The organism is Paracoccus pantotrophus (genome assembly GCF_008824185.1).
Taxonomy (GTDB): Bacteria; Pseudomonadota; Alphaproteobacteria; order Rhodobacterales; family Rhodobacteraceae; genus Paracoccus; species Paracoccus pantotrophus.
The window spans coordinates 323,658-342,844 of record NZ_CP044423.1 but is presented as its reverse complement, the minus strand read 5'-3'; the positions used below and the strand labels follow the sequence as shown (position 1 = coordinate 342,844).

The window sequence follows — 19,187 nt, the reverse complement described above, 5'->3', positions numbered from 1 at the left end:
GCGCCCTAGCCCTTGCGCAGTGCGTTCAGCAGCGCCGCGCCCAGGGCGCCCGGCTGCTCCTTGCCGGCGGGCGCGGCGGATTTCGGGCCGCGCGCCGGCTGGGCCTTGGGGCCGCGTTCCTTCTGCGCATCGCGGGCTGCGGCGCCACCGTCCTTGCGCATGGTCAGGCCGATGCGCTTGCGGGCCACGTCCACCTCGGTCACGCGCACCTTGACCACGTCGCCGACCTTGACCACCTCGTTCGGATCCTTGACGAAACGGTCGGCCAGCTGGCTGATATGCACCAGCCCGTCCTGATGCACGCCGATATCGACGAAGGCGCCGAAGGCCGCGACATTCGTCACCGTGCCCTCCAGCACCATGCCGGGGCGCAGATCCTTGATATCCTCGACCCCCTCGGCAAAGCTGGCGGTAACGAAGCTGGGGCGCGGGTCGCGGCCGGGCTTTTCCAGTTCGGACAGGATGTCGCGCACCGTCGGCAGGCCGAAATGCTCATCCACGAACTGCTCGGCGCGCAGACCCTTCAACGCCGCACCATCGCCCATGATCTGCCGGATGTCGCGGCCGCAGGCGGCGACGATCTTGCGCGCGACGCCGTAAGCTTCGGGATGGACGGCCGAGGCGTCCAGCGGCTCGTCGCCGTCGCGGATGCGCAAAAAGCCCGCGCATTGCTCGAAGGCGCGCGGGCCAAGCCCCGTCACCTTCTTCAGGGCCGCGCGCGAGCGGAAGGCGCCCGCGGCATCGCGATGCGCGACGATGTTTTGCGCCAGCGACGGCCCCAGCCCGGCGACATGCGCCAAGAGCGGCGCCGAGGCGGTGTTCAGGTCCACCCCCACCGCGTTCACCGCATCCTCGACCACCGCCTCCAGCGTCTTTGCCAGCTGCCGCTGGTCCACGTCATGCTGATACTGGCCGACGCCGATGGATTCGGGCGGCACCTTGACCAGCTCGGCCAGCGGATCCTGCAGGCGCCGGGCGATGGAGACCGCGCCGCGCAGCGACACGTCGAGGCCGGGGAATTCCCTGGCCGCCAGTTCCGAGGCGGAATAGACTGAGGCGCCGGCCTCGGAGACGATCACCTTCACCGGCGGCTTCACCCCCTGCGGCAGGCGCTTGAGCACCTCGGCCACGAAACGCTCGGTCTCGCGGCTGGCAGTGCCGTTGCCGATGGCGATCAGCTCGATCCTGTGGCGGGTGATGGCGGCGGCCAGCGCGGCTTCCGCCCCGCGCAGGTCGGATTTCGGCGGAAAGGGATAGAGCGTCGCCGTCTCGACCAGCTTGCCGGTGCCGTCCACCGCCGCCAGCTTGACCCCGGTGCGGATGCCGGGGTCCAGCCCGATGGTCGGGCGCGGCCCGGCGGGCGAGGCCAGCAGCAGGTCGCGCAGGTTGCGGGCAAAGACCCGGATCGCCTCGGCATGGGCGCGCGAGCGCAACTCGGTCAGCAGGTCGATATACATCGTGTTCGACAGCCGCACCCGCCAGCACCAGCCGGCCACCTTGCGCAGCCAGCGGTCGCCGGGACCGTCGCCCAGCCGGCCCAGCGCCGCGGCGACGATGCCCTCGGCCCGCGCCGCGCCGGTTTCCGGCTCGGGGGCGATCTCGATGGCCAGCACCTCTTCCTTGGCGCCGCGCAGGATCGCCAGCGCCCGATGCGCCGGGATCGCCGCCCATTTCTCGGACTGGTCGAAATAATCGCTGAACTTGGCGCCGACCTGTTCCTTGCCCGGCACCACCTTGGCCGAGATGATCGCCTCGGCCTGCATGAACTCGCGCAGCCGGCCCAGCAGCGCCGCATTCTCGGACAGTTCCTCGACCAGGATGTCGCGCGCGCCGTCCAGCGCCGATTTCACGTCCGGCACCGCCTCGGTCAGGTAGCCCGCCGCCAGCGCCTCGGGCTCGGCGGCGCGGTTGTCCTGGATGGCGCGCAACAGCGGCTCCAGCCCGTTTTCGCGCGCGATCATCGCCTTGGTGCGCCGCTTGGGCTTGAAGGGCAGGTAGATGTCTTCCAGCGTGGCCTTGGTCTCGGCCCCGGCGATGGCGCGGGCCAGATCCTCGGTCAGCTTGCCCTGCCCCTTGATGGAGTCAAGGATCGCCGCCCGCCGCGCCTCGAGTTCACGCAGATAGGCCAGCCGCTCGGACAGCGTGCGCAGCTGGGTGTCGTCCAGCCCGCCCGTCACCTCCTTGCGATAGCGCGCGACGAAGGGAACCGTGGCGCCCCCGTCCAAGAGGGCCGTCGCCGCCGCCACCTGGTCGGGGCGGGCAGCGATCTCGGCGGCGATGGTGCGGGCAATGCGGTCGGTCGCGTCCACGGGCGGCATCCTCTGCTGACTGGAACGCCGTCTTAGACAAAACCGGCCGCCGATCCAAGCGTTCCGGCAGCGCCGACCGGCTCAGGACAGCCGCATCGCCGCGCGCATCCGCTTTTCGAACTGCGGGTCAAGGCGCGGCAGGCGCATGTCACCCTTGGTCGTCTCCATCGCGCACCACAGGTTCGCGATGGCGGTCCAGTTCAGGCCAAGCGGCGCGTCACCGGTTTCGACCAGTTGCAGCCGCCCACCCAACCGGCGGAAGGCCATGCCCCTCAGCAGGGCGTTGGCGTGCAGCAGCACCTCGTCGGCCAGCTCGTCGTCGAACTGCGCCTCGGCCATGGCAACGAAACCCGAGGGATCGCCTTCTATGGAAAGGGTTTGCGCCTCGATCAGGTAGCTTTCGCAGATCGAGAAGCCCTGCTCGCACCAATCCGCCACCGAGCCCGAAAAGCTTCGGCTGCCGACCCCGATGCCCGGATCCTGAAGAAAGCTCAGGCAACCGTTGTCGCCCAGGGGATAATGCATGCCCGCGGCATGCGTGGCCTTGCCATTCACCAACATCACTCACCAACCAACAATAGAGATCACGCAATGACTTACAATTAAAACGATCTGTTCGGTTTAGGCCAGTTGCCCTTTAAGATAGGTTAACGGACCGTTAACAAGGTAGTGTTAGTGGTTTGTTTTCAATGTATTTTGCTGGCATGGCCTGCGGGTGGTGCGAACATCTCCAAGTTGCGATGAATTCGCGGCCCCCTGTCCGGACCATCAGCGCCCCGCCGGGCAGGGCCTGGGCAGCACCCGGCCACGGGCGCATGCAGAAAGCGCAAAGGCATGGCGACATGGGGCCTGGCGGCTCCTTTCGTCCTTTGGCATCGACTCGGGCGCATGCCGGCGGGCCGACAGGCAGCACCGGGCCGCTGCTGCCCGGCAAGGCCGGTGCTCGGGGCCGCAGCGGTGCCGACGACCGGCCGTTCACGGACGCGATCCTCTGGCTGGCACGGGGCGCTTCGCCCTGGCGCGACCCGCCACCGGCGCCGGGACATTGGCAGGCGGTCCGCACCTGGTTCCGGCGGTGGACCGCGCCGAGGCATGGGAACGGCTTTTCAAGGCATTGGGCGCCGGTCCCGCTTCCGAATGGGTGCTGATCGAGGCGACGATCTCGAAGGTCCATGCCGACGCGACCTCGCAGAAGGGGGCTTGAGGCCCACGCCATCGGCCGGTCCCGCGGCGGGCTGACGACGCAACCCCATGCGGCCGCGGACGCGTTCGGCCGGCCGATCCGGGTCACGATCACGCCCGGCCACTGGGCCGACAGCCCGCAGGCGAAGTTGCGCCAGGCGGCATTCCTCCGTCTGCGCCCGCGCTGCCTTTCAGCCCGATCCGGGCTGGCCGGCCGCAAGACGGCCACAAGGGAAATCGCCTCCTCGCCCGGACCGGAAGGGCTCCATGCGGCGCACCGCATCGCCCTGCAGCGCCATCGGCTCAAGGGCCCGGACGCGCCCCGTCCCCCGCGCGCCGCGCCGCCTTACCAGTGGCCGATATTGCCCATGCTGGCCCAGGGCTCTTGCGGCGCCAGCGACTCGCCCTCTTGCAGCAATTCGATCGAGATGTTGTCGGGGCTGCGGACAAAGGCCATGTGGCCGTCGCGCGGCGGGCGGTTGATGGTCACGCCGGCATCCATCAGCTTCTGGCACATCTCGTAGATGTTCTCGACCCGATAGGCGAGATGGCCGAAATGCCGGCTGTCCGAGGGCAGGCCATCGTCGCCGTCCCAGTTCCAGGTCAGCTCGACCGGGCATTCCGGCTGGCCGGGCGGCGCCATGAAGACCAGGGTGAAGCGCCCTTTTTCATTATCGATTCGCCGCGTCTCCTCCAGCCCGAGCAGGCGAAAGAACTCCATCGTCTTTTCCAGATCGAGCACGCGGACCATTGTGTGCAGATAGCGGACCTTCATCTGTCGTTCCTTTCCGTTCGCTGCGGCCAGACTGGCATGGCGGCGGCCGGACCGCAACGTGGGGCGATCGGCTGCACCCGCCGCGCCAATACTGCCGGTTGATTGAATCCCCCGTCGGTGCCACAAGATATGCCCAACAGCACGAAGGATTCCGCCATGCCCCTGACCCCCGAACAACAGGCCGAGATCGACGAGCTGCGCGCCAGCCCGCGCCCCACCCTGCGCGCCGTCTCCGAGGGGATGGAGGGCCATCTCTACCGGGCGCATCCGGTGCTGGATCACGGGCTGGTGCGGGTCATCGACTACATGGGCGACGACGGCGCGATCACCCAGGCCGCGCGCGTGAGCTATGGCCGCGGCACCAAGTCGGTCAGCAACGACGAGGGGTTGATCCGCTACCTGATGCGGCACTGGCACTCGACCCCGTTCGAGATGTGCGAGGTCAAGTTCCACGTCAAGCTGCCGGTCTTCGTCGCCCGGCAATGGATCCGCCACCGCACCGCCAACGTGAACGAATATTCGGCGCGCTATTCGATCCTGGACCGCGAATTCTACATTCCCGCGCCCGAACATCTTGCCGCGCAATCGACGGTGAACAACCAGGGCCGCGGCCAGGTGCTGGAGGGCGACGAGGCCGCCCGCGTCCTCGACATCCTGCGCGAGGACGCGATGCGCAGCTATGACCATTACGAAGCGATGCTGAGCCAGGAGGGCCAGCAGGGCCTGGCGCGCGAACTGGCGCGCATGAACCTGCCCGCCAATGTCTATACGCAATGGTACTGGAAGGTGGACCTGCACAACCTGTTCCATTTCCTGCGCCTGCGCGCCGATGCCCATGCGCAATACGAGATCCGCGCCTATGCCCAGACCATGTGCGGCATCGTCCGCGACTGGGTGCCCTTCGCCTATGCCGCCTTCGAGGATTACCGGCTGGGCGGGGTGCAGCTTTCCGCCAAGGGCGTCGAGGCGCTGAAGCGCCGCCTGGCGGGAGAGGCCGTCACGCAGGAGAACAGCGGCATGAGCAAGGGCGAATGGCGCGAGTTCGAGGCGGTCTGGGGTTGATCGTCAACCACCTGTAATGGGCCCGCTGCCCGGCAACAGCCGGGCCGGATCCTTCAGGACCGGCTCCGTTCAGCTTGGAAATGGCGACGACGCAGGCATGCCTACGCTGTGCAAAGCCGGGGCATCTGCATGAAAAGCCTTCCCGGATCACGGCCGATGATGATAACGGTTCTGCGTGATTCGTTAGTTGGTTAGGAGGTTGAGATGCGGATATTTTTGGCATTGGCGGCTACGGGATTCGTGTTGGCCGGATGCGCCGAACCCGAGACAAGCACGATGTCGGGGCCGGGTGGAAACACCATCCACACGTCGCGTTGCACGACTTCGCCCGAAGGCTGCTACACGGAAGCGGCGAAGAAATGCAGAAGCTCGTATCAGGTGGTCGACAGCTACAGCAAGGCTGGCGGCACTTTGGCAGATGTCACGCCGGGTCCGGTCACCTGGTATTACATGACCTATCAATGCGGCAAGTCCGATGGCCGGCTTCCCAGCTTCCCGTTCCGCGGGCCGCAATACACGCCGCCAAAGACAACCCAATGCACGCAGCACGGCAAAACCACCTCCTGCTACCACTATTGAGGGTCACGGGAGAGGGCTTGCGCCATCCTCTCGCGTCATGGGCATCCTGGCACGGCAGAGGCCGACGATCCTGATCGTCACTGGCCGGATGCCCATGAAGATCCTCGCGCCCGCACCCCTTGCAGGGCGCGTCGCCCTATCCGCCCGTTTCAGGAAGCCCGCGGATGAATGCCCGGCCGGGCGGCGTCTTAGGCTCAGTTGGGGTATTCGGCTGGCGCCCCACTTCCCTTCCCGCTCGTCATGAGGTGCTGCGCTTCGGGCCGATGGTAGAACGTGGTCTGTGAGAAGCCGCCACTAGCATCAGGGAAGGAAGCGCAGCACGAAGCTACTATGCCGGACTGGATGTATCGGTAAAAGAGACCGCGATCTGCATCCTCGACGAGGTGGCCGGATCCGTCGGGAACTCAAGGTCATAAGCCACCCGGAGGACATCTCTCGCGCCTTGAATGGCGTGGGTGCCCGGCTTGAGAGGGTCGGGCCGGAAGCGGGCCCATTATCCCAATGGCTGTCCGAGGGCCTGGCCAAGGCCGGCCTTCCGGCGATCTGCATCGAGACGCGCCACGCCAAGGCTTTCATCAAGGCGCAGGTGGACAAAATCGACCGCAATGATGCGCGCGGGATCGCCCAGATGAAGGGCACCCTGTCGCCTGCGGTGTTGCGGACATGCCATGTCTTGATGTCGTCGGGCTGCATCCGCGCCTCTGGGCAAACGCCCGATGGTGATCAGCCGAGGCATTCACAAGCCTGCCGCAGAAATGCCCGAACTGCTGGAGTTGAAGGCGCAGATCGAAGGGCTCTACGGCCCGGCCTCGCTGACCGAGATCGGCAGCACCTCCATGACCCCGACCTATGCCCGGGGCGAGGAGGGTTTCATCCCCGATCTTATGGGCCAGCCGCCGATGCGCTCCGAGATCCCCGACGGCAGCATGACCAAGGTCATCGAGAGTAATCAGCCCTGCGTGTTTCACACCTATGTCGACAGCCGGGTGCGGTGGACTTCGCCTGGCCGCGCCGGAAACCCCTGATGCTGGGCTGCGTGGCCACATATAAGGTCACTTATGATGTCGAGCAGGATCGGCTTTGCCCTCACCGGCTATGAACTCGGCCGGTTGCACCGCGAGGAGCTGGACCGCCAGATCCTTGATACGATCAAGAATCCCGAGGTCAAGCCATCTAACCTGGACTTGTAAGCCGATGAACCGGCAACCGGCAGTGCCCCGGCAGGCGAGCGCGATGGGCGACGACCCGGACTTCCTGTTGCTCTATGACCTTGCACCGCTGGCAAAACGTGCTGCGCTGCTGGAGACGTTCTTCGTGCATCCCGACGAACGGCGGGGCTTTCAGCATATCGTCGATGACCCGTTGCTGCGCGCCCGGCTGGAATTCGAGTTCAATCAGACGGTGCCCTTCGAGAGTTTCCACCTGCTGGTGGATACCGGCTTCGCCCGGCCCGCCGACGAATTCCGCCGCCGGTCGAAGCTGGCCTGTGGCCGGGTGCTGCCCAATGTCGTTGCCACCGACAGGATGCGCGACAAGCCGCCGGTGGTGCCGGGCCTCTGGGATGTGCATCGCTTCTTGGCCAGCTGCGCGCGCTGTCACCGGAGATCCGCGGAAAAATCCCAAAGGGCCGCAGATACCTATACGCAATCATCGATGTGGCGACACGTTGCATCCTGGCGGTGCTGGCACCTTGCCCGGCCGGAACCACCGACCCCCGCCGATCCCTAGACTGTTTGATCCCACGGTTTGATGGTGCGCTCCATTCTTTGGAATGGAAGGATGCCTTATGGGACAAGTTCGTCATGGAAGCGCCACGACCACGCACGCGATCCAAGCAGCAATAATGAGGGCCTGCCCGCCATTGGTCCGAGGGCTGGCCCGAATGATCGCAAGCTTCGCTCGCGCCGCTGAGCCGGAAGCGGGGCATCAACCCCAAGACCGTCGCGAAGTGGCGCAAGCGCGCGACGGCCGAGGATTTGCAGACCGGGCCGTCGGAGCCGCGATCCACCATGCTGACCGAGGCGGAGGAGGCGATGGTCGTGGCCTTCCGGCGCCATGCGCTGCTGCCACCGGACGATTGCCTTTATGCCCTGCAGTCCTCGATCCCCCACCTGACGCGATCCGCGCTGCACCGGTGCCTGCAACGACACGGCATCTCGCGCCTGCCTGATCTGGAGGGCGACAGGCCGAAGCGGTCGAAGTTCAAGCTCTACCCACAGGGTTCTTCCACATCGACAGTGCCGAGGTTCAGACCGCTGAAGGCAAGCTATATTTGTTCGTCGGCATCGACCGGCCGAGCAAGTGCGCCGTGACCCAACTCGTCGACAAGGCCGACAGGAAGACCGCCTGGGAATTGCTTCAGCATATGCTCGAAGCCGTTCCCTGCCGGGTCCACACCATTCTCACCGATAACGGGATCCAGTTTGCCGAGCAGCCTTGGAACCGGAACACGATCTACTCCCGGCCGATGCGCTTCGACATGATCTGCGAGGCAAACGGCATCGAGTACGCTCATCATTCCTTCCAATGATCACGTTTCTCCATCTTGGCAGCGGCCACCGCGCCGACATGTCCCTGACAATGCCCAGCACCTTGCGATGCAGCTGGGAGAAGGCCTCCCGGAGCTTTTGTCTTGCGGCCCGCAAAACGCCGAACATCTCTCCCAGATCCGGCAAGGCCTCGATGAGATCCCTGACCCGGAGTTCGAATGTAAGCGCTGTCCCGGTCACCCGGAGACGGAGCAGTTCCATGGTAGCAGGTCGTCGATCTGGCCTTGTTTGTGGCCTTTAACGATGGCGGTGAGTGTGGCGGTCAGCCATGCGTGAGGATCGACGCCGTTCATCTTGCAGGTCTCGATCAGCGAGGCGATGACGGCCCAGTTTTCGGCACCGGCGTCGTGGCCGGCGAAGAGGGCGTTTTTGTGGTTCAGGGCGATGGGCCGGATGGTGCGTTCGACGGTGTTGGAGTCGATCTCGACCTGACCATCAGTCATGAAGCACCCCAGCCCGTCGCGGTATTTCGCGATGTAGGCGAGCGCTTCGCCGAGGGACGATTTGGCTGAAGCGCGGGCACGATGATGGGCCAGCCAGTCGTCGAGGCGGGCGAGGATCGGGGCGGAGCGCTCTTGCCGTGCAGCCAGTCGGGCAGCAGGGTCGCTTCCGCGGATATCGGCCTCGATGGCATAGAGGTCGCGGATGAGGGCCACGCCCTCCTCGGCAATCGGCGCGGGCCCGGTGCGGGTGATCTCGATCAGCTTGCGGCGCGCGTGCGCCCAGCAATGGGCGAGCTGGATGCCGGGACCGATCCGGTCCGACGCAATCAGCCGATTGTATCCGGCATAGCCGTCGACCTGCAGGATGCCACCGAAGCCCTGCAATATCCGTTCGGCATGCTGCCCGCCCCGACCGGGAGCGTCAGTGAAGACGACACCCGGCGGCGCTGTTCCGCCCCAAGGCCGGTCATCGCGGGCCAGCGCCCAGAAGTATCCGGTCTTGGTCTTTCTGGCCCCCGGGTCGAGGACCGGCGCGCGTGTCTCGTCCATGAACAGCTTTGTCGACCGTTTCAGGTCGGCCATCAGCGCATCGCAAACGGGGCGAAGTTCGAAGGCGGCCCGCCCCACCCAATCCGCAAGGGTCGAACGGTCAAGGTCCATACCCTGACGGCTGTGGATCTGGGTCTGACGGTAAAGCGGAAGATGGTCGGCATATCTGGCTCGCCAGCACATGCGCGACCATCGCCTCGGTGGGCATGCCTCCCGGGATCAACCGCGCAGGGGCCGGCGCCTGAACCACGCCGTCGGTGCAGGACCGACAGGCAAATCTGGGGCGGCGGGTGACGATGACGCGGAACTGGGCGGGCGCGATATCCAACCGCTCCGACACATCCTCACCGATGCAATGCAGGCAGCCGCCGCAGGCGCAGGTCAGGCTTTCCGGCTCGATCACTTCCTCGATGCGCGGCAGGTGTTTCGGCAATGCACCACGGTTGGGGGCACGTGGTTTGGTGGGGCGCTGGCAGCGCGATCCTCGGCATCCTCCTCGGCATGAATGACCGCCATGGCCGTTTCCAGATCCTCCAACGCCAGTTCGAACTGGTCCGTATCGCTCTTCTCCGACCGCCGCCCGAAGGCCGCCTGCTTGAAGGCCGCGACCAGCTTCTCAACGCGTTCGATCCGCTCGACCTTGCGCCGGTCGCGCGCTTCCGCGGCGATCAGCATCGCCTTCAGCGCAGCAATTTCTTTAAGCAGATCAGCGGTATTAGGCATGGCCGGTCTTTACCAAACCGCCACTGGCTACGCCTCTGGAAAGCACCGGCTGAGTCATCCTGCCGCAGCCTGCACCGTTCACTCCACGGCTTCGGGAGCCTTCGCCTCGATGGCCCGAACCCGCCGCCAATCCAGCCCGGCAAACAGCGCCTCGAACTGTGCGTGGTTCATCAGCATTAGCCCGTCCTTCACGGCGGGCCAGGTAAACGTATGCTCTTCCAGCCGCTTATAGGCCATCACCAGCCCAGTGCCGTCCCAGTAGAGCAGCTTCAGCCGATCCGCCTTCCTGGCCCGGAACACGAAGACCGTCCCGGTGTACGGATCCTTGCGCAGCTCGTTCTTCACCATCGCAGCCAGGCTGTCATGGCCCTTCCTGTTATGTGGTGCACCACATAATCGTAACTATGCGGCGATCATGATTATGCGGAGTCGCGGACGCTGACGGGCGCATTTCCGGGCCTCACGACATCTGTCGACTCCACATAACAATACGCTATCGCGCAGCGAGCATCGCGATCAATTTGTCCGGCGGGCGGAATTTGCCTGGCTTGATGCCGAGCGGCGCCAAAGCGTCGATCATCTCGAGTTTTTCGGCCGGGTCAGCGCGCAAGTAGATCTCGGTGCTCTGGAGAGTGGCATGACCGAGCCACAGCGCTACCTTGCGGATATCCCGGGTGGCCTGAAGCATGTGCATCGCGCAGCTATGACGCAGAACATGAGGCGATATTGGCTTGGCGGCAAGCGAGGGCACGACCTTCGCCGCAACCGCGGCGTGCTTTGTCAGGATATATTCGAAGCCGGCGCGCGTCATCGCCCGGCCGGCCTTGTTGAGGAAGAGCGCGGTGTCGCCATCCTTGGGTCTGACCGCGACCCAGGCCCGGATCGCGGCGGCGGTCTCCTGCCAGAGCGGCAGCACGCGCTCCCGCCGTCCCTTCCCGATAATATGGATGCTGGCCGGCGACCGTCCGTCGAACTGGTCGAGGGCGAGACCAACAAGTTCGGAAACGCGCAGCCCGCCGGCGAAGGCGAGATGCAGCATGGCCCGATCGCGAATGCCCGATGGTGTCCGCCGGTCCGGTGCGTCGAGCAGCGCTTGAACTTCGGCGCGCGAAAGGGAAGCGACCAGCGCCTCGTCGACCTTCTTCATGGGAATGGCGTGCACCCGAAGGGCCTGATCGAGAACCGCGGGGACGCGGTGCTCGAGATAGCGGAAGAAGGACTTCACGGCCGCCAGCCTTGCGTTGCGCGAACGGGCCTTGTTGCCGCGCGCCTCCTCGACATGTTCGAGGAAGGCAAGGATCATCGGCACGTCGAGATCCTCGATCTGCAGCAGGCAAGGCCTCTTGCGCAATCGTCGCGCGGCGAACGTCACCAGCAGCTGGAAGCTATAGGCATAGGCATCGCAGGTATGCACGCTGGCGCGTCGTTCGCGGGGAAGGTGTTCGCGAAGGAACGCGGTGAGATGCGGGGCGAGTTGGGTCATGCCGGCACTTCCCGATGCAAGGCCTCGCCGGCTGCCGCCATGTGCGCCATCAGCTCGGGCGTCGCCTCAAGATACCAGTAAGTATCGGTCACATGGGCGTGCCCCAGATAGGTGCTCAGGGCGGTGATATGCCGTGCTACCGCCTGGGCATCGTGCGCACAGCGTTCGAGAGCGAACGGCGAATGTGTGGCGAAGATCGTGGAGACGTGGTCCTTGCGATCCTGGAGCGCCGCGCAAGCCGATCGATCGAATGATTTGCAGGAAGACAGTTATCACTGTCGGATAGGCGGGCGGCGTTCCCTGATGCGAAATGAAGAGTGCATCGCTCTGGCTCGAGGCCTTCAGGCGAGTGGCGAAGTATCCGTCCAATGCGCGCCGGGTCGTTGAATGGAGCGGCAGCAACCGGCTCTTTTTGAACTTGGTCTGGGCAATGATCAGCCCATCGTCGATCACGTCCGGCAGCCGAATGGCAAGCGCCTCCGAAACGCGCATGCCGGTCGCCGCGATCAGCCCGAACATCGTGGCGTAGGTGATCGGTCGGATCGAACCGTCGGGACCAAGGCGATGCGCGGCATCGATCAACCGTCGGATATCCCTGGGATCGTAGATATAGGGTGTGCGGCGCCGGTGACTGGCGCGGCCGAAGAGGTCAGCCGAGGGCACCTCGTGGCGCGGATCTTCGGCATGCAGCGCGATCGCGAAGCGGCGCACTGTCAGCAGACGGTTGCGTCGTTGCTCGGGCGATGGTGCCTGCAGTGCCCACTCGCGCACGGTCGCCGTCGTGACGACACGCTCCCCGCGATGCTCGGCGAAGGCGACAAAGTTGCGCAGGAGGATGCCCGGGGTCCGGAACTTGAATCCCAGTGCACGGTGCAGCGCTGCATGATCGGTGAGGAGCTGACTCAGCATGCCAGCTCTCCCGGCCAGGGCTGGGCAATCTGCTCCAGCATCGCAATGTCGACCTTGGCGTAATGCGCGGTCATATCGAGCGAACGGTGACGCAGCACCGTGCCGACAGCCTCGAGCGTGGCGCCCGAGCGCAGCATCGAGGTCGCCGCGGAGTGGCGCAGCAGGCTGGCTCCGGTCGACGGAGCATCGGAAATGCCCGCCCGCTTCAGCGCCAGTGCTACGATCGTGGAGACGTGGCTGGACTGCGAGAATGATCGGTAGGGTGCGACCATCATGAGAAAGACCGCCTCCTGATCCACGCGCGGCCGTTCCAGCTCGATGTAGGCGAGGATCGCATCGCCGACGTCCTGCGGGAGCGGCAACCGAACCTGCCGGCGCGCTTTGCCACTCAAGCGCAGCATGCCAGACGTCCAATCGAGATCGCTGAGTCTGAGTCCAGCGACATCCCCGGCCCGCAGCCCCAGGCGTGCGAGCAGGAGCAGGATCGCACGGTCCCGTAGGCGCCCCCTGGTAAGTTGATCGCAGGATGCAACGACGCGTTCGAGATCGGCGGCAGCAAGATACCGCGGCAAAGACGAAAGGCGCCATTGCACGACCGGCGGGATGGCGTGATCGAGGTTGGGGCGACAGAGGCCGGCACCCGCGAGGAAACGGAGATAGCTGCGCAAGGTGCTCGTTATGGTCCGCAGGTCCGCCGGTCCGGTTCGCTCGCGCCACTCGCGGACAACATTGCGGACGAGGGCGGCATCATAGTCGTGGGTCGCCGTGCCGAGTTCCGGCAACAACTTATGCAGGTGGCGAAGATGGCGGGCGATCGTCCGTTCCGACAGTCCCCGGTGGATGCGCAACCAGTTCCGATAATCGTCAAGCAGGGGATATGACGAGGCGACCTTCACGGATGGTCGCGCGACACCTTTCCTTTGCAGGAAAACAACGAACCGCCCGGCGCGGCGCGAATACTTTGGTGAAACACGCAGCCATCGCCGCCCACCAGGACATCGACACCGATGTTCGGCAAAGCGACGAACGACATCGTCACCAATATCATCGATCGCGATACCTGCGCTACCAAGCCAAGCCGCAAAATGACGCGCCGAGGCCGTGTAGCCTTCAATCGTCAGCGGCGTATATCTCTGAGCGGCAAGGTCGGCCGCGAACTGATCGATCCACGACGACAACGGTCCCGGATCGAGGAACCAGTGATTACGATTATTGGCATCCATCTTTGCTCTCCTCACGATATTGAACCATCGCGAGGGAGCATAGTTATGCGGAGCGAAAGCCTGCTCTCGGGCTACTTAGGTATCTGTAAAAAAGCCCTAATCTATCGATCGGCAACGCCAACTCCGCATAATCATGGTCGCCGCATAGTTGCGGAAGTCGACGGGCTTCGTCGCCACCATGATCCGCACCCGGTTCGACGGGAAGATCACGGGCGGGCCTGCAGTGCCATGGCCAGGTCCGCAACCCGGGCCGCAGGCGTGGCAGCATCCAGCCTCACCGTCACAGGGCCGATGACCAGTTCAATCGACGCTGTCGTCGACAGCGCGTCCAGCGGCGGCACCGTAAGCGCCGGCACGTCAAATTCGGCCCCCGCAACCTCTGGCACGACCAGCTTGCCTTGCCGAGCCAACGTCCGCCACGAGGACAGGTGGTTGGCCTTCACCCCATGACGACGCGCCACCTCGTTCACCGTAACGCCACCCACCAGCGTTTCGGCCACGATCCGGCCCTTCGCCTCGTCCGACCAACGCCGCTTGGCTGCCGGAGCCGCCAAAAGCTCCACGAACCCAACGGCCTCCATACTGCGCTCCCCATGGCCTCCCAATGAAACCTCCCATGCAAATCCCCACACAGGGCCGCATCGCAGCTTACGGATTCAGCAGGAAGGTGGGCTCAGCACAGCGCTTACGTTCGAATCCTCCCGCACCAACAATACCCACCTTGAGCCCGAAATTGCACAACAGGCCGCGGATGTCGCTTTCGATCGCAAGAGCCTTTTCCTGCAGGAGCTTGCGGCTGCGCAGCAGGGCGCGGTGCTTCTGGCTGGCTACGGTATTCACATGCACCGGGCATTGACACGCCTCGCCGCCTTCACCGCGCAGGACTGGAACCAGCAGGCGCAGAGCCGGGCGCTATGGCGGCATCCGTTCGCTGGAGATCACCGGCGCGCCCGCGCAGGGCGTCTCCTCCGGCACGGCGATGGAGGAACCGGTCGCCGGCATGGAGGGCGGCTATGGCACCGCCTGGACCGCGCTGTCCCATCTATCAGGAGCGGCTGTCGGACAGACGATGCTGTTCGCGCTGCCGGCCCTCGGCTCACGGCAGCCCATCCGGATTCCCGTCGTCATCCCCAGGACAGTGGGACATGGCGGGCTTGCCGCCGCATGGGGTTTTCCCGATCCCTCTAGGCCACCGCGCGGCGGTAAAGATGCCAGGTGGCGTGGCCGAGGATGGGCAGCACGACGATCAGCCCGGCGAACAGCGGGATCATCCCCAGCACCAGCGACACGGCCACGATCAACCCCCAGAGCGCGGTCGCGCCGGGGTTGCGGCGCGCGACGGCAAGCGAGGTCGCCAGCGCCACCGGCACCCCCACCGGGCGGTCGATCAGCAACGGGAACGACACCAGGCTGACGCAAAGCACCACCGCCGCAAAGACGAAGCCGACGCCGAACCCGGCCAGGATCATCGTCCAGCCCGCGCTGGTGGTAAATGCGTCGCGAAACAAGGCCAGCAGGCTGTCATAGGGTCCGGGCCCCAGGGTGACGACCCAGATCGCATGCGCGGCGAGCAGCCAGAAGGCGAAGATCACCGCAAGCAGGCAGCCCAGCGCCAGCACCGGCCCCAGCACCCTGCCGGTCAGCGTGGCCAGCACCGCGCCCCAATTCGTGTCCTCGCCCCGTTCGCGCCGCCGGCTCATCTCGTAAAGGCCGATCGCCGCGACCGGTCCGACCAGCGGAAAGCCCGCCGCCAGCGGAAAGAGCAGGTGTACCTGCCCGGCATTGAACGCCCAGGCGGCCAGGACGAAGCCGATCACCGGATAAAGCGCCACCGCGGTGATCACGTCGGTGCGCAGCGCGGCGAAGTCCTCGACGCCCTTGCGCAGCGCGTCGCGGATGTCGCCCAGGCCGATCCGGTTGACCACCGGCAGGGTCATCTCGTGGCTGCCGATCCCGTCCACCGCCGCCCCGGCGCCGCGGCCCATGCCGGCGAGCCTCTGCGCGCTCCAGCTCAGCGGGTTTCCAATCGTGTCTCGATGCATGGCTGCATCCTCCCTTCCTGGAGGGCCCGGAACCGGGCGAGGCGTCAGCCGGAGAACCCGGCCCCCGCCCGCGGAATACGCCGGGCCGAACCGTCCTCATCTGTCAGTCTAGCAGATGCAGCGCCAGGTTGCACTCTCGGAATCGCGGCAGGTGCCGGCGCCGGCGGGGCGCGCAAGGCCCGAGCCGCGATGCCCGCCGCCATGGCATCCTCCCCGCCCCGGGGCCGCGGCCCGATCATGCCGGCCCGGCCAAGGCTAGCAGGTGCGCGACAGGAATTGCCGGCAGCGTTCGCTTTGTGGATCGCCAAAGACCTGTGCCGGTGCGCCGCGCTCCTCGATCCGGCCATTGTGCAGGAAGATCACCTGGCTCGACACGTCGCGGGCGAATTTCATCTCGTGCGTGACCAGGATCATCGTGCGGCCCTCTTCGGCAAGGCCGCGGATCACCTTCAGCACCTCGCCCACCAGTTCCGGGTCAAGCGCCGAGGTCGGCTCGTCGAACAGCAGCACCCGCGGCTCCATGCACAGCGCCCGGGCAATGGCGATGCGCTGCTGCTGGCCGCCCGACAGATGGGCGGGATACTGGTCGCGCTTGTCGTAAAGCCCGACCTTGTGCAGCAGCGCCTCGGCCTTGTCGCGGGCCTCGGCGCGGCTCAGGCCCAGCACATGCACCGGGGCCTCGACGATGTTCTGCATCACCGTCATGTGCTGCCACAGGTTGAAGCTCTGGAACACCATCGACAGCGAGGTCCGGATCCGCCGCAACTGGCGCGGATCGGCGGCATGCAGGTCGCCGTCGCGGCCGGGACGCAAGGCCAGTTCCTCGCCCGCGACCTCGATCCGGCCCCGGCTGGGCAGTTCCAGCAGGTTGATGCAGCGCAGGAAGGTGCTTTTTCCCGAACCCGAGGCGCCGATCATCGACACCACCTCGCCCTCGCGCGCGGTCAGATCGACGCCCTTCAGCACCTCCAGCGGACCGTAACGCTTGTGCAGATCCTCGACCCGGACGGCGAGGGGGGATTGCGGGTCGGGCTTGGGATGAAACATGGTTTCCTCGGGGAAATGGCGGGTCATGCGGCGCGGCCTGTCGACTGGGGGCGCTGAAAGGCCAGCAGCCGCGCCTCGATACGGCGGAACAGCCAGACCAGGGTGAAGGCGATGGCGGCATAGAGAACCGCCGCGATGCCGAAGGCGCTGAAAGGCGCATAGGTGGCCGAGTTCACGTCGCGGGCGATCTTGAGGATGTCCGGCACCGTCGCGGTGAAGGCGATCGAGGTGGCATGCAGGACCAGGATCACCTCGTTGCCATAGGCGGGCAAGGCGCGGCGCAGCGCGCTTGGCAGGACGATCCGGCGATAGACGCCAAGGCTGGTCATGCCGAAGACGCGCGCCGCCTCGACCTCGCCCGGCGGCACGGCACGGATGGCGCCGGCAAAGATCTCGGTCGTATAGGCGCAGGAGCAGATGCCGAAGGCCAGGATGGCGCAGTTGATCCCCTCGCGGAAAAACCCGTTCAGCAGGGGCTGGGACTGCACGAAGGACAGGCTGTAGACGCCGCTATAGAGGATCAGCAGCTGCACATAAAGCGGCGTGCCGCGGAAGACATAGGTGAACAGCCAGACCGGCAGCCGCAGCCAGGGATTGGCCGAGGCGCGCGCCACCGACAGCGGCACCGCCAGCACGAAGCCCAGGGCCAGCGAGGCGATCAGCAGCCACAGCGTCATCGCCACGCCGGTGATCTTGTAGCCGTCGGTCCAGAGATAGGCTTTCCCGTATTCCTGCAGGATCTCGATCATGCGGCATGCCTCCGGGACCCGGCCGAAAAGCGCCGTTCGAGCAGCAGGACGGCCAGGTTGATGACCGTCGCCAGGGCCAGAAAGATCAGGGCGCTGAGGATACTGAAATAGAAGAACTGCCCCGAGCCTTTCCCGGCGTCCTGCGTCGCCTTGATCAGGTCGTTCAGCCCGATCAGCGATACCAGCGCGGTGGCCTTGATCATCACCTGCCAGTTGTTGCCGATGCCCGGCAGGGCGTGGCGCATCATCTGCGGAAACAGCACGCGGCGAAACAGCGTCCAGGGCGGCATGCCATAGGCCAGCGCCGCCTCGATCTGGCCGCGATGCACCGCCGCGAAGGCGCCGCGGAAGGTCTCGGTGAAATAGGCGCCATAGATCACCGCCAGGGTGATCACCCCGGCCGAAAACGGGTCGATGTCGATCTGCGCCCAGCCCAGCGCGTCGGTCAGCCGGTTCAGCCAGATCTGCAGGCTGTAGAACAGAAGCAGCATCATCACCAGGTCGGGCACGCTGCGGATCACCGTGGTATAGCCCGCCCCCAGCGCCCGCAGCCCGCGGCTGCGCGACAGCTTGCAGCCCGCGCCGACAAGCCCCAGCAGGAAGGCCCCGATCATCGCCAGCAGCGCCAGCTTCAGCGTCATCATCAGCCCCGCCAGCACCAGCGGGCCGTAACCGTTCAGGAACATGCTCCCTCCCTCCGTGACCGGCTTGTCGCGCGGATCGCGCGGGATGCCCGCCCCGCCCTCATGGGGCGGGGACCGGGCGCAACCGGCCGGGCTCAGTCGCCATAGACGTCGAAATCGAAATACTTGTCGTTGATCTTGCGATAGGTGCCATCGGCGCGGATCGCCGCGAAGGCCCTGTTCCAGTCCTCGCGCAGCGCGGCATCATCCTTGCGGAAGCCATAGCCGGAGCCGATGCCGAAATAGGCCGGGTCGTTCATGTCGGGACCGGCGAACTCGAAGCCGGCGCCGTCGGGCTTTTTCAGAAAGCCTTCGCTGGCCTGGATCGAGGCCTGGAGCGAGGCGTCCAGCCGGCCGCTGATCAGGTCGGCATAGATCTGGTCCTGGGTCTGGTAGGACACGATCTCGACCCCCTCGGGCATCCAGACCGCGCGCGCGAAGTTTTCCTGGGACGATCCCTGCTGCACCCCGATCCGCTTGCCGCGCAGCGAAGCGGCCGTCGGTTCCAGCCCCGAGCCCTTGCGCGCCACCAGGCGCGAGGGCGCGTTGGAATACTTGTCCGAAAAGGCGATCTGCTCGGCCCGTTTCTCGGTGATGGTCATGGACGAGGCGATGACGTCGAACTTGCGCGCCTGGAGCGAAGGGATGATGCCGTCCCAGTTGCTTTCGACCCAGACGCAATTGGCGCGCAGTTCCGCGCAGATCGCCTCGGTGATCTCGATGCCGAAGCCGGTCAGCGAGCCGTCGGGCTGCTTGTATTCCAGCGGCGGATAGGTCGGATCGACGCCCAGCCGGATGGTCTGGCCGGTCCGGTCCTCGGCCTGGGCAGCGCCCGCGCAAAGCAGGGCAAGAAGCGAAATCCTGATGGTGTTGAGCATGA

Annotated in this window: 19 protein-coding genes and 4 pseudogenes; 8 read left to right on the top strand and 15 right to left on the bottom strand. The window is 65.7% G+C overall.

The features are described from left to right. Positions 1 to 5: 5 nt before the first annotated feature. Entirely contained in the window at positions 6 to 2,318 is a 2,313-nt protein-coding gene (locus tag ESD82_RS01640; RefSeq protein ID WP_244314480.1) for a Tex family protein, read from the bottom strand. Positions 2,319 to 2,390: 72 nt separating this feature from the next. After that, a complete protein-coding gene (locus ESD82_RS01635; protein ID WP_231486944.1) occupies positions 2,391 to 2,834 on the bottom strand; it encodes a hypothetical protein in 444 nt (147 codons plus the stop codon). Positions 2,835 to 2,998: 164 nt separating this feature from the next. On the opposite strand from ESD82_RS01635, the pseudogene ESD82_RS22540 reads away from it, so the two are divergent. After that, positions 2,999 to 3,334: pseudogene (locus ESD82_RS22540) on the top strand (hypothetical protein); the annotation flags it as partial. 20 nt (positions 3,335 to 3,354) lie between these two features. Continuing rightward, on the top strand, positions 3,355 to 3,513 hold the full coding sequence (locus ESD82_RS22055; protein ID WP_231486896.1) for a hypothetical protein: 159 nt from the start codon (positions 3,355 to 3,357) through the stop codon (positions 3,511 to 3,513). 324 nt (positions 3,514 to 3,837) lie between these two features. Here ESD82_RS22055 and ESD82_RS01625 read toward each other — a convergent pair whose 3' ends face one another. After that, positions 3,838 to 4,266, bottom strand: a complete 429-nt coding sequence (locus tag ESD82_RS01625; protein WP_024846204.1) for a VOC family protein — start codon at positions 4,264 to 4,266, stop codon at positions 3,838 to 3,840. Positions 4,267 to 4,422: 156 nt separating this feature from the next. On the opposite strand from ESD82_RS01625, the gene thyX reads away from it, so the two are divergent. From thyX to ESD82_RS01595, 6 genes and pseudogenes are all read left to right on the top strand, one after another. Next, positions 4,423 to 5,328: an FAD-dependent thymidylate synthase gene (gene thyX / locus ESD82_RS01620; RefSeq protein WP_024846205.1), complete on the top strand. Its 906-nt coding sequence runs from the start codon at positions 4,423 to 4,425 to the stop codon at positions 5,326 to 5,328. Positions 5,329 to 5,532: 204 nt separating this feature from the next. Beyond that, positions 5,533 to 5,907, top strand: a complete 375-nt coding sequence (locus tag ESD82_RS01615; RefSeq protein ID WP_147428357.1) for a hypothetical protein — start codon at positions 5,533 to 5,535, stop codon at positions 5,905 to 5,907. Positions 5,908 to 6,662: 755 nt separating this feature from the next. Further along, positions 6,663 to 6,932: a hypothetical protein gene (locus tag ESD82_RS01605; RefSeq protein WP_147428359.1), complete on the top strand. Its 270-nt coding sequence runs from the start codon at positions 6,663 to 6,665 to the stop codon at positions 6,930 to 6,932. Between the two features lie 33 nt (positions 6,933 to 6,965). Further along, a complete protein-coding gene (locus tag ESD82_RS22395; RefSeq protein ID WP_276510796.1) occupies positions 6,966 to 7,097 on the top strand; it encodes a hypothetical protein in 132 nt (43 codons plus the stop codon). Between the two features lie 43 nt (positions 7,098 to 7,140). Next, on the top strand, positions 7,141 to 7,635 hold the full coding sequence (locus tag ESD82_RS01600) for a hypothetical protein (protein ID WP_147428361.1): 495 nt from the start codon (positions 7,141 to 7,143) through the stop codon (positions 7,633 to 7,635). Positions 7,636 to 7,693: 58 nt separating this feature from the next. Beyond that, positions 7,694 to 8,416 (top strand): annotated as a pseudogene (locus tag ESD82_RS01595) (IS481 family transposase); the annotation flags it as partial. Between the two features lie 216 nt (positions 8,417 to 8,632). On the opposite strand, the pseudogene tnpC reads toward ESD82_RS01595, so the two are convergent. The 12 genes and pseudogenes from tnpC to ESD82_RS01535 form a co-directional block, all read right to left on the bottom strand. Continuing rightward, positions 8,633 to 10,171: pseudogene (gene tnpC, locus ESD82_RS01590) on the bottom strand (IS66 family transposase). A 78-nt stretch (positions 10,172 to 10,249) separates the two neighbouring features. Continuing rightward, positions 10,250 to 10,519, bottom strand: a complete 270-nt coding sequence (gene tnpB / locus ESD82_RS01585; protein WP_147428363.1) for an IS66 family insertion sequence element accessory protein TnpB — start codon at positions 10,517 to 10,519, stop codon at positions 10,250 to 10,252. A gap of 145 nt (positions 10,520 to 10,664) precedes the next feature. Next, entirely contained in the window at positions 10,665 to 11,654 is a 990-nt protein-coding gene (locus tag ESD82_RS01580) for a tyrosine-type recombinase/integrase (protein WP_024846203.1), read from the bottom strand. Between the two features lie 66 nt (positions 11,655 to 11,720). Next, complete coding sequence (locus tag ESD82_RS01575; protein ID WP_208852044.1) at positions 11,721 to 12,563, bottom strand: tyrosine-type recombinase/integrase; 843 nt, start codon at positions 12,561 to 12,563, stop codon at positions 11,721 to 11,723. Next, positions 12,557 to 13,786, bottom strand: coding sequence for a tyrosine-type recombinase/integrase (locus ESD82_RS01570; RefSeq protein WP_028710450.1), 1,230 nt, complete (start codon positions 13,784 to 13,786; stop codon positions 12,557 to 12,559). Before ESD82_RS01570 ends, ESD82_RS01575 begins: the two co-directional genes overlap by 7 nt. 206 nt (positions 13,787 to 13,992) lie before the next feature. Further along, positions 13,993 to 14,367 carry a transposase gene (locus ESD82_RS01565; RefSeq protein WP_147428365.1) on the bottom strand — a complete coding sequence of 125 codons (375 nt, stop codon included), beginning with the start codon at positions 14,365 to 14,367 and terminating at the stop codon, positions 13,993 to 13,995. A 103-nt stretch (positions 14,368 to 14,470) separates the two neighbouring features. Continuing rightward, positions 14,471 to 14,635 (bottom strand): annotated as a pseudogene (locus ESD82_RS01560) (IS110 family transposase); the annotation flags it as partial. A 335-nt stretch (positions 14,636 to 14,970) separates the two neighbouring features. Beyond that, positions 14,971 to 15,828, bottom strand: a complete 858-nt coding sequence (locus ESD82_RS01555; protein WP_147428366.1) for a DUF2189 domain-containing protein — start codon at positions 15,826 to 15,828, stop codon at positions 14,971 to 14,973. A 255-nt stretch (positions 15,829 to 16,083) separates the two neighbouring features. Beyond that, positions 16,084 to 16,875, bottom strand: a complete 792-nt coding sequence (locus ESD82_RS01550) for an ABC transporter ATP-binding protein (protein ID WP_147429159.1) — start codon at positions 16,873 to 16,875, stop codon at positions 16,084 to 16,086. 23 nt (positions 16,876 to 16,898) lie between these two features. Further along, a complete protein-coding gene (locus ESD82_RS01545) occupies positions 16,899 to 17,624 on the bottom strand; it encodes an ABC transporter permease (protein WP_024845831.1) in 726 nt (241 codons plus the stop codon). Then, positions 17,621 to 18,310 carry an ABC transporter permease gene (locus tag ESD82_RS01540; protein WP_147428368.1) on the bottom strand — a complete coding sequence of 230 codons (690 nt, stop codon included), beginning with the start codon at positions 18,308 to 18,310 and terminating at the stop codon, positions 17,621 to 17,623. The genes ESD82_RS01545 and ESD82_RS01540 overlap by 4 nt, the downstream gene beginning before the upstream one ends. A gap of 92 nt (positions 18,311 to 18,402) precedes the next feature. After that, entirely contained in the window at positions 18,403 to 19,185 is a 783-nt protein-coding gene (locus ESD82_RS01535; RefSeq protein WP_024845829.1) for an ABC transporter substrate-binding protein, read from the bottom strand. Positions 19,186 to 19,187: the final 2 nt, after the last annotated feature.